Raw genomic sequence first — 15,406 nt, forward strand, 5'->3', positions numbered from 1 at the left:
ACATGGCAATACGTAGCTTATTTGGTAAAAAGAAAGAGGACGGACAGGAAAAGGGATTTCCAGAAGGACTTATGACAAAATGTCCAGAATGCCGTCACATTCAGTTAACAAAGGAATTAGAAAAAAATCATAAAGTGTGTACAAAATGCGACCATCATTTCAAAATGACTGCACAGGAGCGCGTAGCATATTTCTTAGATGAAGGTTCATTTGTTTCAATGGATGATCATTTACAAACAAGTAATCCACTTAATTTCCCTGATTATGTAGAAAAAATTTCAGTGGCTAAACAACAAACGGGATTAAGCGAAGCTGTACTGACTGGGTTAGGTACTCTTGATGGAGAAGAAATTGTTGTAGCCATTATGGATTCTCATTTCCGTATGGGCTCAATGGGCTCCGTTGTAGGAGAAAAAATCACACGTGCCGTTGAAAAAGCTATTGAATTACGTGTACCGGTTATTATTTTTACTGCTAGTGGTGGAGCGCGCATGCAAGAAGGTATTCTATCATTAATGCAAATGGTAAAAACGAGTGTGGCATTAAAACGTCATAGTGAAGAAGGACTATTATTTATTTCGATCATGACGCATCCTACATACGGTGGCGTTTCAGCAAGCTTTGCCTCTGTTGGAGATATTAATATTGCTGAACCACAAGCATTGATTGGCTTTGCTGGTCGCCGTGTCATTGAAGAAACATTAAGAGAAAAATTACCAAATGATTTCCAAAAGTCAGAGTTTTTACTAGAGCATGGTCAGCTTGATGCAGTTTTCCATCGGAAGGATTTACGAAATCAAGTAGTAATGCTTGTAAAAATGCATACAAAAGGCGGTGTGCAACATGTCTAAAAATTTAGCTTTTGAAGAACCAGTAATACAATTACGAGAAAAAATTGATGAATTAAAAACGATTGCTACAGAGGCAGATGTAGATATGACAGGCGAAATCGAAAAGCTTGAAACACGTCTAACACAGCTAGAACAATCTATTTATGCCAATATGAAGCCATGGGATCGTGTACAGGTTGCTAGACATCCAGAACGACCAACAACTTTACAATATATAGAAGCTATGTGTGAAAACTTTATTGAGTTACATGGAGATCGTACATTTGGTGATGATGCAGCTATTCTTGGAGGAATTGCTCTCTTTGAAGGACAGCCCGTAACAATTGTTGGACATCAACGCGGAAAATCAACTAAAGAAAATATTCGACGAAATTTTGGTATGCCACACCCTGAAGGATATCGTAAGGCATTACGCTTAATGAAGCAAGCTGAGAAATTTAAGCGCCCAATTATTTGTTTTATTGATACAAAAGGAGCCTATCCGGGTAAGGCAGCCGAGGAACGCGGCCCAAGTGAAGCCATTGCTAGAACTCTCTCTGAAATGGCGATTCTAACAGTACCAGTTATTAGTATTGTTATTGGGGAAGGCGGAAGTGGGGGTGCAATTGCATTAGGGGTAGCTAATCGCGTCTTTATGTTAGAGAACTCAACGTATTCGGTTATCTCGCCTGAAGGGGCTGCATCGATCTTATGGCGAGATGGTAGCCTAGGGAAGCAAGCAGCAGAAGCAATGCGTATAACAGCACCTGACTTAAAAGAGCTTGACGTTATTGATGGAATAATCCATGAAATAACTGGTGGAGCACACCGCAATGTTGCGAAGCAAGCATTTTATATAAAAGAATGTATAAGCGTCACACTAAAAGCATTGAATTCTCTAAATGGCGAACAATTAATTGAAGATCGCTATGAGAAATTTAGAAAGATTGGACAATATACAGAAGCTTAACTGTCACTACTGGTTTATTAATAGAAAGCAAAGATAGTTATGGTATTTATGATGTGATGACAAAAGAAACATTTAGAGGTAAAGGACATGGCAGTGAAATGTTTCAATTTCTTCTAAATCAAACAAAGGATAAACAAAAACCAGTTGTATTACAGGCTTCAGATGATGGGAAAAATATCTATAAGCGATTTGGATTTATAGATGTCGGAGAAATGGTTGTATTTGAATAAGGGATTTTCTTATTAAGCTAAAGGGCACGATTGTTGAGCAACATAGATAGGAAATGGTCAAACTTTTTTATAAGAGAGTGACCATTTGAAAATATTAAGGGCGTGTTTTGATCAAACTTTTTTCAAAACACGCTCTTTCTTTTTGTTCGTTTATCAAGGTTATTTGCATTAATTTGAACAAACTTTATTCTAAAACAACAATAGGCTACAAAAAGAAATGAAACCCACCTATATAATCTTATTGTATAGTATCTTCTATAGAGAAGATTTGTTTAGTTAATTATTTGGAAGTAAACAAAAACATTTAGAAATGTTTCGGAGTAACCAATAGCTTTACAAGAATTGTAATAGACGGTATATAAAACCAATTCTGAAAATCTATGATATTCTTAGGGATGAGATGATTTCTTGTTGGATATTTATGTTAATATTAGAATAATGATTGTGAAGAAATGTACTTAAACTAATATGAGCGGAGCAGTTTAGTTCAATAAGAAAATAAATACGGACAGCTCTTTAAAAAGAACTATCCGTATACCAACGCACACCTAAAAAGGATTATATTTTAACTTATTTGGATCTACTACATAGAAAATCTTTTTAATTGTTCGGGTTGAAGAATTCCAGTCAAAACAAAAAACTCCTGTTATTTTTTTATTTTCAGTGACTACTATACCATATTGATTATTTATTAAAGCTACAGTAGCACTTTTTCCAAAGAAAAACTTCTTTGAAATTCCTGAAATAAGTGCTGATACTCGCTCTTTACCCTCAATGATGTTTATTGCCGTTCTTACCCTACCTCCTCCATCAGCAGCAAATAGAACATCATTAGATAACAAATGGGTTATTCCATGAATATCCCCGTTGGATAATGCCAATATAAATTGTTCTATATAATTTTTCTGAAGAGTAACAGTCAAATCTTTTTCACTTTTTCTTCCCATTTTAATTTGTGCTCTACTCAATATCTTACGGCTATTAACAGTCGTCGTTTTTAGAATATCGGCAATTTCACTATGCTTTAGCCCTAGAGCATTTCTTAGTACGTAAGCTATCCTCTCGCTAGGTGAAAGGTTTTCCATAAGAACCATATATGAATAGCTTAATTGGTCTGATTGGATTAGATTCTCAAGAGGCTCGCTATTGATTGTCTTTAGTATAGGTTCGGGTAACCAAGTACCTATATAAGTTTCTTTCTTTTTTCTACTTGATTTTAGTTCATTTATACAGCGGTTAACAATCATTTTATTTATATAAGGCTTTAAATTAGTAATTTCTTTCTCGATCTTTTCTTGTTCCTTTATTTTCAAAAAAGTATCCTGAACAATATCTTCAGCATCTGTAATTGAACCAAGTAAATAGTACGCTATTGATAAACAATAATTCTTATATTCTTTATATAAGTCTTCTATATTCAAATCATTGATTAACATGATAAACCCATCCATCTCTAATGTTATGCATACCGTAGTTCGTAGAATATTCTACATACAGTATTATATTTTATTATCTATCATTTTTCTACAAAAGTAATGATTCTCATAAGTTTATTTATTATCTTTGGAAAAATGTAAGCACAAATTATAGCACAAAGAAATGCTTCTCCCCACATTCTTAGCCAATGAATTAAAAATGTATGGCTATATCCTAAGTTTATAGAAACAAGGATAAACGATATGAAACAAGAAGTAAAAAGTCCAGTTAGAATAGTGTAAATAAAAGACTTATAAATTTTATTTATTTTCATAAATTTAACCTTCTTATAATGTTCAATATTTTCTACTTTTATCATTAATAATGACGCAACAATTTAAATCCTTTTGTCCAAGAAGGGTAAATAGGTTTCCAGCCATATTGTTTTTTTGCTTTTTCATTTGATGCTCCTCGTTCCCAAGAATTATATATATCATTTATAGGAGGGAGAGGGGCCCCAATAACTTCAGCAAAATAGGGAAGCCAAATAGAGCTTTTTGCAGGTTTATCATCTACAATGTTTACAGAACCTGACTGCCAATTTAAAGCTAATACAGCTGCTTTTGCTGCGTCTTTTACGTGGATAAAGGATGTCATCCCATTTGTTGCGTATAGTTCCTGACTCTGTAATTGTTTAGCAATTTTACCGTTACCCGAATACCAAGTTCCAGGACCATATAATGTACCATAGAGAAGGATAACGAACTCGGGCATTTCTTTTACCTTTTCCTCTAATGAAATAACTCCATCAATTGTTTTTTTGCGAGGTAATGAGGCATTTGTATCTAAAGGTGTTTCTTCTGTAGCTAGCGTATTCCCAGGCTCATAAGCCCATGAAATACTTTGTGCAACTATCTTTTTTACTCCAACGTGATTAGCTGCATCAACAAGGTTTCTTGTTCCTTCTATCCTTATTTTTGAATTATCGTTTATATCGCCACTATTTAGTGCAGTAAGTTGATGCATTACAACATCAGGCTGAGTTTCAATTAAGGCTGCATAAACACTATCTCGATCAAATGCATCTGCAACTACTGGTTTTACTCCCATCTCTTGCATTGTTTTAACATGTTTTTCTGATCGAATCAACCCGATTACTTCATGCCCCTCTTCTATTAACATCGGAATCACCATTTTTCCAATCACCTCGTATTTAATAATGTTTGTTAAATATTTACTTCCAATTTTCGCTTTTTAAACATTCTGATTCTTATCATAGTAAAGAGGGCTTTCAAGGCAATGTAATTGTCAAGGTTATATGCTTATTAATGATGGTGAGCGTAAAAGAAACAGACGCATTGAATAAAAACTTTATTATTTTTGGAGCAAGTCAAGGTTTAGTCGTTGCGTTTGTAAAAAGCTTACCTCAATGGAAATACTGTATGGATGGTGTTTACCAAGATAATATATACAAAAGAATAATAGATTTATGAACTAAGCTATTTCTAAGCAGAGGAATCTGTCCATAGAAATGGCTTTTTATTGTATGTAAAAATTTGTTTGAAAAATTCAGTCTTATATCATATTTAAAACCTACAATGAAGTCAAAGGAAAGGAGTAATGTAGATGAAAATGAAAAAAATTAGTCTTGTTGTAGTTCTTATATTAGCAGGTTTTATAACAAATGACGTAGTCGTACATGCAGATGATCATAAACATGAAGATAAAAAACAGGAAAAGTATAAAGACTATAAGGACTATAAAGATCACGACGATGACGACGATGACGATGAGAAATATTACTATGACGATGAAGAAAAAGGTGAAACTTACTATTTTCAAGATGCAGTAAGTACAAAAGGGACTTGGAATATTTGGACACGAACAGTTGCTGCAGATAAAGAAGTGCTACCTTTTACAAGCTCTCAAAAGGTCACGTTAAAGGTAGAAGGTACAAATAAGGAGCTGAGCTTTTTTGTTATACCAAAAGACGGGGAATTATTTATACCGGGAAAAGCAGTAGCACAGGTTCTAGGAGCAAAAGCAACCTTTTACAAAGCAAGTAAAATTTTAGATATCCAAAATGAAGCAAATGAATTAATTTACCGGGCTGGAACTAACGTTGTTTATGATAACAATGTGAAAACACCATCTCCTGCACAAGTATTTTACATGAATGAAGAATTATATGTACCTATTAGTACAATAACGAATGGCTTAGGCTATATAGCAGAGTGGCAAGAAAATAATCAAACATTTGTCTGCCAGCCAATCACGAATTAGGGGGAAGCACTATGAAAGATCCGAAAAAGGCAAAATGGGTATTAGGTGCGTCAGGGATTCTTTTGTCTGCGGCGATATTAATCCAAATTAACAGCCCAACAGAAGCCGAAACTACACGCACAAATAATATTCAGGAAGTAGATCAGGAAAATATGACGAAAAAAGAAAAAGAACTAGTACGGTTGGATTGGACAAACTTTGAAATGACAAGTCAGCCTGCCGTCAAAAGCGAGCGCAAAACGAAAAGAACTTAATGGAGTTGGTCGTGTGGATACACTAACTTTGCAAATAATGAATACTGAATTTTATATAGCTATGCCAAAAGGTGTTCATTTCGTATGGAAAGAAAAAGCTGAGAAATGGCTTCACTACGTAGCAAAAGAATGGTCAAGATTTCAATCGAATAATGAATTATCACAACTTAATGATTTAGAAATGGGAGAAACGCTACGCATTAGTTCGTTACTATATGATTGTTTAATGCAAGCGGATCAATATTATCAACTTTCTAATGGTTTATTTTCACCATATCTTAAACGCCAATTAGAACAGCATGGCTACAATCAATCTTTTCCATTTGATGCAGCTAAAAGCAAGGCATTTCAAAACAAACCTCTGATTGCAGATCAAGCATTTCAATTTTTAGGCGACGCGCAAGTAATGAAAGTAGCACCGCAGGAAATTGATTTAGGTGGATTTGCCAAAGGGTATGCTATTGAAAAATTGGCGAATTGGCTTGAAGAAGAGGTATCTCCTGATTACGGACTAATAGACGGGGGAGGGGATATGAAAATGTGGTCTTCCGGGGACAAGACTTGGACAATCGGTGTTGCAGATGCCTGGGATATCGATAAGGAAATTAGCTCGATTAAGATGAAAACAGGTGCCATCGCTACATCTAATCGAGTTTATCGAAGCTGGATGCAAGGAACATTGAAGAAACATCATTTATTAAACGGACAAACAGGTGAAATTGCAAATACTGAAGTATTACAAGCTTCAGTCGTAACGTCTTCTTTATGTGATGCAGAGGTTGGTGCAAAGCTTTGCTTTCTTATGGATGAGGGTGAATTGCAGCAATGGTTCGAAAATAATTGTCAACAAAGTGCCCGTTTCATTGTTAAAGAAGGGCAAGCACCAAATTGGATGATAACGGGGGTGTAATAAATGATCTTCAGTACGTGGGAATGGATTCGATTATTGGGGTTTTTAGCGTATTTTTACTTTACGATTTCCATTATATTTGGGTTGTTGAGAAAATCATCATTTATAAAATCACATAAAAATTTAATTTATCATATACATCAAAATGCGGGATGGCTAGGATTAATCACCGTAATCGCGCATATGTTAGTCCTTTTAATCGATCATTATGAGCCGTATAGCATAGTAGGAATTTTAATTCCTTTCTCAGCAAAATATCAGTCTCTACCATCGGCACTTGGAACAATAGCATTTTATTTGTTTTTAGTAGTAATCATGACATCAGATTTATGGATTAGAACAATGAATCGCTCGTTATGGAAAAAGCTACACTTTCTTGTGTTACCAGCATGGGCATTATCACTTGCTCATGGAGTGCTAATTGGAACGGATACAGAAAATACGTTGATTATCATGTTTTATGTAGTTTCTGGGGGGATTACCATGTTAGTGTTGGTTGCAAGAACAATAAGCCAGTTCATGAAAAAAGTAAATATTTCAACGTCACAACAATAATTAAGAAGAAGCGGGGCTGTTTTAAAAAGCCCCGCTTCCTTTATGTTGAACAATATTTATATTGGGAATTCAATATGAAATGTAGTGCCTTTATCGACTTTACTTGTCGCATAAATTGTTCCCTCATGCTGCTCCACTATTGCTTTTGCTATGGCAAGACCTAAACCAGTACCATTTCGTTGACGAGCAGCATCACTTCGGTAAAATCGCTCAAACACTAAAGGCAATTCTTGTTCAGTCATACCAACGCCGCTATCAGCAACAGTAATTTTCACAGAATCTCTATTTTTTAAAAGCGTCAGTGTTATTGCTCCACTATTTGTATATCTTATCGCATTATCTAAAAGAATATAGAGCAGCTCTTGTATCTTTGAAGCATCACCAAGCAGCTCGATGTTTTCTTGGATTTCAGTAGAAAACTGTATGTCAAGAGGCATAACCCTTTGGAATTTCGTACTCACTTTTTGGAGTAAAATTGATAATGGTATGCTTTCTTTTTGAATGGAGACCTGCTGCTGATCGTGTCTTGCTAAGAACAGTAGCTTTTCTATGAGCTCTTTCATTATTTCAGCCTCATCTTTTAAATCCGCAATCAATTCTTTTCCAAAAGGACTTAATTGCTTTGCTTCCTCATCTTCTAAAATTTCAAGTGAACTATAAAAAATACTTAATGGTGTTCGTAATTCATGGGAAGCATCGGATACGAACTTTTTTTGTTTATCGAACGACCATTGAATAGGGACCATCGCTTTACCAGCTAAATAATAGGCCAATAGACCGATTAAGACCGTAGAAATACAAGTTAATACTATTAGTAAATACTTTGTCATCTGGAAAAAGTGATGCTGTGACGTCACAGATTTACCAACGAAAATATAGCCTGCTACAGTATCATCGTTGTAAATTGGCTTTTTCAAAATTAGAAAATGCTCTTCTTGCCATTCATAATGCTGTACGAGTTCCTCATTAGGATTCCTATTGCCAAACGCTTTTTCAATCTGATTCTTCAGATCCTTGTAAGATTCATCACCATGGACAAACTTATGATCCTTTGTGTAAATATAGTAAAAAAAACTGCGATTTGGGTCAAAATTTAAAGTTTTAGTGTCTGCATGAACATGTTCAAAGAAATCATGCTCTTGCTTACCATAAAAGTCTTCTAATTCGTTTATTTGTTGATTTTCCATTAATTTTACGAGGGAAAAGTATAGAACAATAACGAATAGTGAAAATAACAATAAGTAAAGCGTTGCATACAAAAAGGATAATTTTTTTTTCGTTTTATGAAACATTAGTCTTCCCTCAGTTTATAGCCAATCCCTCTAACATTTTGAATACGTGATTTGGATTGACCATCATCAATTTTTTTTCGAACAAGCTTGACTAAAGCATCTAAGGAATTATTCGAAACATCGTAATCGTAGCCCCAAATATAAATACAAATTTGTTCTCTAGTTAGTACACGACCTTTATTGATAAATAAATACTCCAAAAGTAAAAATTCATTTTTAGTTAGATCAACTACTTCATTATTGTACAAAAACACGCGAGAATCTACATTCAGCTGTAATTGATCAATCTGGATGACCTGTTCTATCACTTTATCTTTTCTTCGTAGTAATGCGCGAACTCTCGCTAACAGTTCCTCTATTTTAAATGGCTTTACTATGTAATCATCTGCGCCACTATCAAGTCCTTTAATGATGTCCTCTGTGTCGTCCTTCGCTGTTAGCATTAAAATACTACCATTGAATCCAGTGTTTCGTAGCTGCTGGCACACTTGAATTCCACTAAGATGCGGCATCATCCAATCTAAAATAACAAGATCGTATTGCTCTGTAAGCGTATGGTCTAGCGCTTCCTGGCCATTCTCCGCTTCTGTCACATGGTGAAATTCTTTCTTTAAAATATGAACGATATTTCTTCTTAATCGTGCATCATCTTCTGCTAGTAATATTTTCAAGGCAGCTTCCTCCTATTACCTATATTCAACTAAGTATACGCATATAAAAATGAAATGAAACTGAAAAAAGTTCCTTCCTCCACTATATGTATTCCATACTTCGATAATAGTTGAAGTTTTTCCTATCTATAATGTTCTTAAATATAGAAATTGGGGGACAAATAATGAATATTTATAAATTTACAGCATTGTTAGTTTTAACGACATTTTTAATGGGATCTTCATTTGCCATTGTTAAATTGGGATTGCCTTATGCATCTCCGCTGTTATTGGCTGCACTCCGCTTTATACTTGCAGGGATAATGATGGCTGTCGTCGTGTTAGCGTTAAAAAGACCTCATCCAACTTCAAAAGAAGGCTGGATGAAAATTTTAACGATTGGAGCATTTCAAACTGCTGGTGTAATGGGCTGTATCTTTTTAAGTTTACGGACAATTACGGCAAGTGAATCCTCTATTCTAACATTTACGAATCCTTTGCTTGTAGTCATCTTCGCTACAATATTTACGAAAGCACGTTACCGATTGTATCAATGGTGTGGTGTTTTCTTGGGGTTAATTGGTGTTACGATTACAATGGGTATGCAGATTGAAGGGGAAATCGGCATTCTTTTTGGTATTCTTTCAGCTGTTTTTTGGGCAATTGCGACATTACTAGCTAAAAAGTGGGGAGTATCATTTGATACATGGGTGCTTTCAGCCTATCAAATGCTTTTTGGTGGTTTACTACTTTTAATGGCAAGTTTCGTGTTAGAACAACCATTTTTTACTGTGAATGTTCATTCAGTATCCATTTTATTATGGCTTAGCATTTTCTCGTCAATTGTTCAATTTGCCGGCTGGTATTATCTTTTACAAAATAGTGATCCTGGAAAAACGAGTGCTTTTTTGTTTTTAGCTCCTTTCTTCGGCGTGTTAACAGGCTGGGTACTATTAAATGAACCATTAAAACCATCGTTAGTCGTAGGCGGGCTGTTTATAATTGCTGGTATTTATTTAGTGAATCGTAACTTTACAGCTAAATCTAATAAAAATATCCGCGGAGAGACTTTGAATGATAGTATTTGAGCATAGCCTACCCGCGAAAGAAGATAGATCATTTAAACTTCAAATTTAAAAACTTCTTTAAAGCCTAGTCGTCCTTTTTCAGTCACTTTAATGGCACGAATAGATGGGACACGAGTCACCCATCCCAAGCTTAAAAAATGTGTAAGCATTCCTTGACCAAGAGCACCAGCTAGATGATAACGTCGTTCACTCCAATCCAAACATGCATGGGAAAATGATCGACGCTTTCTTTTTAAATCATCTAGATCAAGACCGAAATCTATAAAAAATTGTGCGCCTTCAGCTGTTATGAGAAACTGCTTTTTCTCTAATTTTAGATAACCAGCGTTAACTAATGATTCTGTTAATTGAACGCCTAGTTTACCAGCTAAATGGTCATAGCAAGTTCTTGCATCCTGTAATAACTTTATTTGGCTAGATTGTTTTAAAGAGCGTACTTCAGGTGGGGGAGAAATCGCTAGGAAGGATTCTAGTAAATGAGCAATTTCTTCGTCTGCTAATTGAAAATATCGATGACGACCTTGTTTCTCTACTTTCACAAGTTTACCTTCTACTAACTTTGCAAGATGAAAGCTAGCTGTCTGGGGTTTAATGGCTGCCATATAAGCTAATTCACTTGCTGTATGAAAACGACCATCCATCATACTAGCTAGCATCGTAGCTCTTGAAGTTTCTCCAAGGAGAGAAGCAATTTCAGCCATATTTGGATTAATACCCATTTGTCACAATCCTTTCTGCATTCCATATTTCGATTTTCATAAAAGTATTTATCGTTTACAATAATACATAAAAAGGTGGGAGTAAATAGCTATGGAAACATATTATGCTGTAATTTTTACATCACAAAGAACAGATGAGGATGGGGAAGGCTATGCCAAGATGGCAGAAGTGATGGACGAACTAGCACAAAAGCAACCTGGATTTCTTCGTGTAGAAAGTGCTAGAAATGCTGAAGGGAAGGGAATTACTGTATCCTATTGGGAGTCACTAGAGGCCATTCAGGCATGGAAAGAAAATTCAAAACATCTAGTTGCACAGCAATTCGGAAAAGAAAAATGGTACATGCAATATAATGTGGAAATTTGTAAAGTTATAAAAGATTATTCTTTTACAATGTAATTAAATCGAGAAACGTTAAAACGATTATTTCAATTATAGAAGGTGTTAAAATATGACTACGTTTATTTTAGAAGAATGGCATGAACAAAGAAAAAATTTCAATCCTTCTGATCCTGTTAGTATTAATCGAATGCATGAGTTCAAGGAAAAAGTGAAACTTCAAGAGCTAACTGAAGGAAATTTGAGGATCCTCGTAGATATCTACTGTATGCTTAGAATGTATTCAGAGGCATATAAAATTTTCACTTCAGTTATGGATGTAGGGAACAAGAAAGATCAGAAAAAATTTGGATCAATAAAATATTACATAGATAATCCGAATTGTGTGAAGCCTTTGTATCCTTGTAAAATTAGAGAGGATAAAATAATTAAAACAATAATACCTAAATTTAAGTATTTGCCAGACCCATTAAAATCTAAAATCTTTGAAGCGGAAGAAGATGTAACTTGTGATTGCTGCGAACAGGAAGTAGATGTTTATTATACTGGAAGTATTTATGCTGTTGAAGAGGTTGATTATCTCTGTCCTACATGTATACATAGTGGTGCAGCTGCTAAAAAATACGACGGTTCTTTCCAGCAAGATATAATCAATGATGAGAATGTTGTCAATTCAGATTTTACTGAGGAAATAATGTGTAGAACGCCTGGTTATGTAAGTTGGCAAGGTAATAATTGGATGGCTCATTGCTCAGATTATTGTGCATTTATTGGCTATGTTGGCTGGAGTGAGTTAGTGGAGTTAGGCATTACAGAACAATTTGAAAATTATACTGGTTTTTCTACTGAGGAGTTATCAAAATCACTAGTGAATGATGGGCATCATCAAGGGTATTTATTTCAATGCTTAGAATGTGGTCGCTATGTCCTGTATTCTGATTTTAGTTAAATTTGAAAAACAGTCTGTGAGGAGGAGGAGAATTGGACAATTTTTTTCAACGATATATTGATTCGTGGCGCTTTAATGGTTGGTTTGTCCACGATATCTTTCTAGGTATCGTCATTGGAGTTGGGCTTTTATTATTATTGTATGCTTTGTTCAAACGCCGACTTAATCTTGCTTTTGTCATAACTTTTATCCTTTACGCTTTTTTAGGTAATCTTTTGATGATTGTTTTTGGCTTAGCTGGTCGAAGCTTCCCAATCAATTCCGAATCTCCTATTTATACAGATGATTCCCAGAAAATCGCTGTCCAAATGGTTGAAGGATCTGAAAATAACGGTACAACTAATGGCATTACGCAAATTATTTCACATCATCAAATTGTAGCAATTAATTTGCAAACAGGTGAAAAACAGTGGTCCAAATATTCTTCAAGTAAAGAGACACTGATTGGCAATTTTATGGGGGGGCTTCTTGTTCATCATCGTGATGATGAATACGGAAAACTTTCACTCTTGGATATTCAAACTGGAAAAGAAAAGCTTTCTGAAACAGAATTTACGGAAAAACATAAACAGTTAATTGATGTTTTAGATAATGGTTCCTACAATATAGTCTTGTTGCAAAATAATCTTTATTTAGAGGGTGTCGATGGAAAATTTTATCGCTTTGATGGCAAAAATTTAAGCGAAGATCACAAAGCGGAAACATATCTTTCTACAAAATTTTTCATAGAATCCGATATTCCAGGTTACTTTGCTTCGCATAATCAACCGTTGGAGGATTATAATGAGGTTCGAGAATTTAGTAGCAATGTATTAGCTGAACCCTCTATTCAAGCATACAAAAATCTTGAGCCAGCTGTATTAGATGTTGATCTGCAACAACAAACAGCCATTGTATCCTATCGACAAACGAAGCGAGAAAGTGCAGACAGTATCGTATTATCATATGATATGAAAAACCATCGCATAATGTGGGAAGCAAATATTGGTGCTGTGAATACTGAGCAAAAAAATCCGGGAGTTCGTACATTAGAGAACTATTATGCGATTCAAGCTGGAGATGAGTTTCTGTTGTTAGATAAGGATACTAAAAAAGAAATGTTTAGATATCAGCTACGTTGGAATCACCCAGTTCGAGAAAATTAATAAGCATGGTATGATCCCCTCCAATAAACGGCTTGGTGGGGATTTTTATATTTTGGGCCAGGGTTGCTCTATATATCACAAAATGATATATTAATTAACGATATATCATTTTGTGATATATTGGAGGTGTAGACAATGAAATCATTAGAGCAGTTAACAGATTCTGTTTTTTATATTATGGCTGCCTTAACGGAACCACGACATGGCTATGCGATCATGAGTTTAATTGAGGAGACGACGGAGGGTGCTTTCGTAGTAGGTCCAGCATCCCTTTATACAATTATAAAAAAACTAGTAGCTGAACAGCTAATTCAGCTACACGATGATTCGGATTCTCGGAGAAAGGTCTATGTCTTAACGGATAAAGGTCGAGAAATATTGCTCGAAGATATTGAAAGAAGAAAGGTCATGATTCAGTTGGCAGAGCAGGGACTACAAAGGGGGCAAAAATAGTGCGAAATAAGAGATATATGGCATCATATGGTTTAGCTTTTTTTGAGGAGCGCGATATGAAAGAATTAAGTGAAAAAGCGGCAAAAGGGTGGCATTTAAAAAGATTTCGATGTGCTGGCTATGGGCTAGAGAAAGGTGAACCAGAAGACGTCATTTTTAGTATTGATTATCGTAAATTACCGAAGGATGAAGAAGAGGAGTATTTTGAGCTATTTGCTTACGGTGGCTGGACACATGTATGCTCAAGCACTGATATGCATATTTTTAAAGCAGCTCCAGAAACAACACCTATTTATAGTGATGCTGAGTCCTCAATTGATAAATTAGCTCGTCTTGCGAAGCCTGTAAATCTAGCAGCATCAATTGCTCTTGCTATAACTATGGTATTATGGGCATTTATGACATTTGCTTCTGGGACAATTCAACACATTGCAGAGCAAGGATTTGAATATTCCTTTATTTTTACTATTCCAGCAGTGATGACTTCCGGTGGAGTTTACTATCATATGTGGAAAAACCTACGATTAAAATCAAAGCATATATGAGATAGAACAGCTGAAGCATTTCAGCTGTTTTTTTATGACCGCGGGATAGGAGTCTCAGAGCGATGGAAAGAACTCCGACACCGAAGGAAAGCAAGTCCTCATCGACGGATAGAAATCCCAAGGAGATGGATAGAATTAGCGGTGACGGAAAGCAAGGCCTCATCGACGGATAGAAGACTTGGAGCGACGGAAAGAACTTAGGCACCGACGGAAAGAAAACTCTAGGCGACGGATAGAATTAGCGTCGACGGAAAGTAGGATCTCCACGACGGATAGAAGACTTGGAGCGACGGAAAGAACTCAGGCACCGACGGAAAGAAAACTTGAGGCGACGGATAGAATTAGCGTCGACAGAAAGTAGGATCTCAACGACGGATAGAAGACTTGGAGCGACGGAAAGAACTCAGGCACCGACGGAAAGAAAACTCGAGGCGACGGATAGAATTAGCGTCGACGGAAAGTAGGATCTCCACGACGGATAGAAGACCCGGAGCGACGGAAAAAACTCAGGCACCGACGGAAAGAAAACTCGAGGCGACGGATAGAATTAGCGTCGACGGAAAGTAGGGGAGAAATAGCTGCACCGAACTACAGGAAAAACTAATTTGTTGTCGAAGTATTAAGGATTAATAAGTAGTTTTCTAAATAGGTCTTCCAAAATAAATGCAAGATTTTATTATTTTGATGATTTGTCAAATTAAGTGCAACAATTGCTCATTAAAAGCCTCGTTTGCAGTTTTCCAACCAAGACATTTTCTTGGTCGGTTGTTGATATAG

At 35.7% G+C, this 15,406-nt stretch carries 20 protein-coding genes and 1 pseudogene; 15 read left to right on the plus strand and 6 right to left on the minus strand.

The window, feature by feature from the left end:
- Positions 1-2: 2 nt before the first annotated feature.
- From accD to ACFCYJ_RS04410, 3 genes and pseudogenes are all read left to right on the plus strand, one after another.
- Positions 3-851: an acetyl-CoA carboxylase, carboxyltransferase subunit beta gene (gene accD / locus ACFCYJ_RS04400; protein WP_376071163.1), complete on the plus strand. Its 849-nt coding sequence runs from the start codon at positions 3-5 to the stop codon at positions 849-851.
- On the plus strand, positions 844-1,800 hold the full coding sequence (locus ACFCYJ_RS04405; RefSeq protein ID WP_376071166.1) for an acetyl-CoA carboxylase carboxyltransferase subunit alpha: 957 nt from the start codon (positions 844-846) through the stop codon (positions 1,798-1,800). Before accD ends, ACFCYJ_RS04405 begins: the two co-directional genes overlap by 8 nt.
- Positions 1,797-2,030: pseudogene (locus ACFCYJ_RS04410) on the plus strand (GNAT family N-acetyltransferase); the annotation flags it as partial. The gene ACFCYJ_RS04405 and the pseudogene ACFCYJ_RS04410, both read left to right, overlap by 4 nt.
- A 548-nt stretch (positions 2,031-2,578) precedes the next feature.
- Here ACFCYJ_RS04410 and ACFCYJ_RS04415 read toward each other — a convergent pair.
- From ACFCYJ_RS04415 to ACFCYJ_RS04425, 3 genes are all read right to left on the minus strand, one after another.
- Entirely contained in the window at positions 2,579-3,466 is an 888-nt protein-coding gene (locus ACFCYJ_RS04415) for a sigma-70 family RNA polymerase sigma factor (protein WP_376071168.1), read from the minus strand.
- An 80-nt stretch (positions 3,467-3,546) separates the two neighbouring features.
- A complete protein-coding gene (locus ACFCYJ_RS04420; RefSeq protein WP_376071171.1) occupies positions 3,547-3,825 on the minus strand; it encodes a DUF2798 domain-containing protein in 279 nt (92 codons plus the stop codon).
- Positions 3,825-4,640: an NAD-dependent epimerase/dehydratase family protein gene (locus tag ACFCYJ_RS04425; protein WP_376071174.1), complete on the minus strand. Its 816-nt coding sequence runs from the start codon at positions 4,638-4,640 to the stop codon at positions 3,825-3,827. Before ACFCYJ_RS04425 ends, ACFCYJ_RS04420 begins: the two co-directional genes overlap by 1 nt.
- A 29-nt stretch (positions 4,641-4,669) precedes the next feature.
- On the opposite strand from ACFCYJ_RS04425, the gene ACFCYJ_RS04430 reads away from it, so the two are divergent.
- The 5 genes from ACFCYJ_RS04430 to ACFCYJ_RS04450 all read left to right on the plus strand — a co-directional run bounded on the left by ACFCYJ_RS04430 (position 4,670) and on the right by ACFCYJ_RS04450 (position 7,448).
- Positions 4,670-4,939, plus strand: a complete 270-nt coding sequence (locus tag ACFCYJ_RS04430; RefSeq protein WP_376071177.1) for a hypothetical protein — start codon at positions 4,670-4,672, stop codon at positions 4,937-4,939.
- A 133-nt stretch (positions 4,940-5,072) separates the two neighbouring features.
- Positions 5,073-5,729 (plus strand): stalk domain-containing protein, encoded by a 657-nt coding sequence (locus ACFCYJ_RS04435; protein ID WP_376071180.1) that lies wholly within the window; start codon positions 5,073-5,075, stop codon positions 5,727-5,729.
- An 11-nt stretch (positions 5,730-5,740) separates the two neighbouring features.
- Positions 5,741-5,983: a hypothetical protein gene (locus ACFCYJ_RS04440; protein WP_376071183.1), complete on the plus strand. Its 243-nt coding sequence runs from the start codon at positions 5,741-5,743 to the stop codon at positions 5,981-5,983.
- Positions 5,984-5,996: 13 nt separating this feature from the next.
- Positions 5,997-6,893, plus strand: a complete 897-nt coding sequence (locus tag ACFCYJ_RS04445) for an FAD:protein FMN transferase (protein WP_370045767.1) — start codon at positions 5,997-5,999, stop codon at positions 6,891-6,893.
- A gap of 3 nt (positions 6,894-6,896) precedes the next feature.
- Entirely contained in the window at positions 6,897-7,448 is a 552-nt protein-coding gene (locus tag ACFCYJ_RS04450) for a ferric reductase-like transmembrane domain-containing protein (RefSeq protein WP_376071186.1), read from the plus strand.
- A 56-nt stretch (positions 7,449-7,504) separates the two neighbouring features.
- On the opposite strand, the gene ACFCYJ_RS04455 is transcribed toward ACFCYJ_RS04450, so the two are convergent.
- Both ACFCYJ_RS04455 and ACFCYJ_RS04460 read right to left on the minus strand, forming a co-directional pair.
- Positions 7,505-8,740 (minus strand): sensor histidine kinase, encoded by a 1,236-nt coding sequence (locus ACFCYJ_RS04455; protein ID WP_376071189.1) that lies wholly within the window; start codon positions 8,738-8,740, stop codon positions 7,505-7,507.
- Positions 8,740-9,411 (minus strand): response regulator transcription factor, encoded by a 672-nt coding sequence (locus tag ACFCYJ_RS04460; protein ID WP_376071192.1) that lies wholly within the window; start codon positions 9,409-9,411, stop codon positions 8,740-8,742. The genes ACFCYJ_RS04455 and ACFCYJ_RS04460 overlap by 1 nt, the downstream gene beginning before the upstream one ends.
- Before the next feature lie 164 nt (positions 9,412-9,575).
- Here ACFCYJ_RS04460 and ACFCYJ_RS04465 point away from each other — a divergent pair, with 164 nt between their 5' ends.
- Positions 9,576-10,478: a DMT family transporter gene (locus ACFCYJ_RS04465; RefSeq protein WP_376071195.1), complete on the plus strand. Its 903-nt coding sequence runs from the start codon at positions 9,576-9,578 to the stop codon at positions 10,476-10,478.
- Between the two features lie 32 nt (positions 10,479-10,510).
- On the opposite strand, the gene ACFCYJ_RS04470 is transcribed toward ACFCYJ_RS04465, so the two are convergent.
- Complete coding sequence (locus ACFCYJ_RS04470; RefSeq protein ID WP_376071198.1) at positions 10,511-11,197, minus strand: ArsR/SmtB family transcription factor; 687 nt, start codon at positions 11,195-11,197, stop codon at positions 10,511-10,513.
- Between the two features lie 91 nt (positions 11,198-11,288).
- Here ACFCYJ_RS04470 and ACFCYJ_RS04475 point away from each other — a divergent pair, with 91 nt between their 5' ends.
- The 6 genes from ACFCYJ_RS04475 (at position 11,289) to ACFCYJ_RS04500 (ending at position 15,093) form a co-directional block, all read left to right on the plus strand.
- The gene (locus ACFCYJ_RS04475) at positions 11,289-11,597 is read left to right on the plus strand and encodes an antibiotic biosynthesis monooxygenase family protein (RefSeq protein ID WP_376071201.1); all 309 of its coding nucleotides are present in this window, start codon (positions 11,289-11,291) and stop codon (positions 11,595-11,597) included.
- 52 nt (positions 11,598-11,649) lie between these two features.
- Positions 11,650-12,486 (plus strand): CbrC family protein, encoded by an 837-nt coding sequence (locus ACFCYJ_RS04480; protein WP_376071203.1) that lies wholly within the window; start codon positions 11,650-11,652, stop codon positions 12,484-12,486.
- 32 nt (positions 12,487-12,518) lie between these two features.
- On the plus strand, positions 12,519-13,631 hold the full coding sequence (locus ACFCYJ_RS04485) for a PA2928 family protein (protein ID WP_376071205.1): 1,113 nt from the start codon (positions 12,519-12,521) through the stop codon (positions 13,629-13,631).
- Positions 13,632-13,766: 135 nt separating this feature from the next.
- Complete coding sequence (locus ACFCYJ_RS04490) at positions 13,767-14,084, plus strand: PadR family transcriptional regulator (protein WP_376071208.1); 318 nt, start codon at positions 13,767-13,769, stop codon at positions 14,082-14,084.
- Positions 14,084-14,629, plus strand: a complete 546-nt coding sequence (locus ACFCYJ_RS04495) for a DUF2812 domain-containing protein (RefSeq protein WP_376071211.1) — start codon at positions 14,084-14,086, stop codon at positions 14,627-14,629. The genes ACFCYJ_RS04490 and ACFCYJ_RS04495 overlap by 1 nt, the downstream gene beginning before the upstream one ends.
- 323 nt (positions 14,630-14,952) lie before the next feature.
- The gene (locus ACFCYJ_RS04500) at positions 14,953-15,093 is read left to right on the plus strand and encodes a hypothetical protein (RefSeq protein WP_376071213.1); all 141 of its coding nucleotides are present in this window, start codon (positions 14,953-14,955) and stop codon (positions 15,091-15,093) included.
- The last annotated feature ends 313 nt before the right edge of the window (positions 15,094-15,406 follow it).

It is taken from the genome of Lysinibacillus sp. NPDC056232 (assembly GCF_042267565.1).
GTDB lineage: Bacteria > Bacillota > Bacilli > Bacillales_A > Planococcaceae > Lysinibacillus.

Coding starts and splice junctions, on each gene's coding strand:
- accD (WP_376071163.1), top strand. CDS start 3: ATGGCAATACGTAGCTTATTTGGTAAAAAGAAAGAGGACGGACAGGAA.
- ACFCYJ_RS04405 (WP_376071166.1), top strand. CDS start 844: ATGTCTAAAAATTTAGCTTTTGAAGAACCAGTAATACAATTACGAGAA.
- ACFCYJ_RS04415 (WP_376071168.1), bottom strand. CDS start 3,466: ATGTTAATCAATGATTTGAATATAGAAGACTTATATAAAGAATATAAG.
- ACFCYJ_RS04420 (WP_376071171.1), bottom strand. CDS start 3,825: ATGATAAAAGTAGAAAATATTGAACATTATAAGAAGGTTAAATTTATG.
- ACFCYJ_RS04425 (WP_376071174.1), bottom strand. CDS start 4,640: ATGGTGATTCCGATGTTAATAGAAGAGGGGCATGAAGTAATCGGGTTG.
- ACFCYJ_RS04435 (WP_376071180.1), top strand. CDS start 5,073: ATGAAAATGAAAAAAATTAGTCTTGTTGTAGTTCTTATATTAGCAGGT.
- ACFCYJ_RS04440 (WP_376071183.1), top strand. CDS start 5,741: ATGAAAGATCCGAAAAAGGCAAAATGGGTATTAGGTGCGTCAGGGATT.
- ACFCYJ_RS04450 (WP_376071186.1), top strand. CDS start 6,897: ATGATCTTCAGTACGTGGGAATGGATTCGATTATTGGGGTTTTTAGCG.
- ACFCYJ_RS04455 (WP_376071189.1), bottom strand. CDS start 8,740: ATGTTTCATAAAACGAAAAAAAAATTATCCTTTTTGTATGCAACGCTT.
- ACFCYJ_RS04465 (WP_376071195.1), top strand. CDS start 9,576: ATGAATATTTATAAATTTACAGCATTGTTAGTTTTAACGACATTTTTA.
- ACFCYJ_RS04470 (WP_376071198.1), bottom strand. CDS start 11,197: ATGGGTATTAATCCAAATATGGCTGAAATTGCTTCTCTCCTTGGAGAA.
- ACFCYJ_RS04475 (WP_376071201.1), top strand. CDS start 11,289: ATGGAAACATATTATGCTGTAATTTTTACATCACAAAGAACAGATGAG.
- ACFCYJ_RS04480 (WP_376071203.1), top strand. CDS start 11,650: ATGACTACGTTTATTTTAGAAGAATGGCATGAACAAAGAAAAAATTTC.
- ACFCYJ_RS04490 (WP_376071208.1), top strand. CDS start 13,767: ATGAAATCATTAGAGCAGTTAACAGATTCTGTTTTTTATATTATGGCT.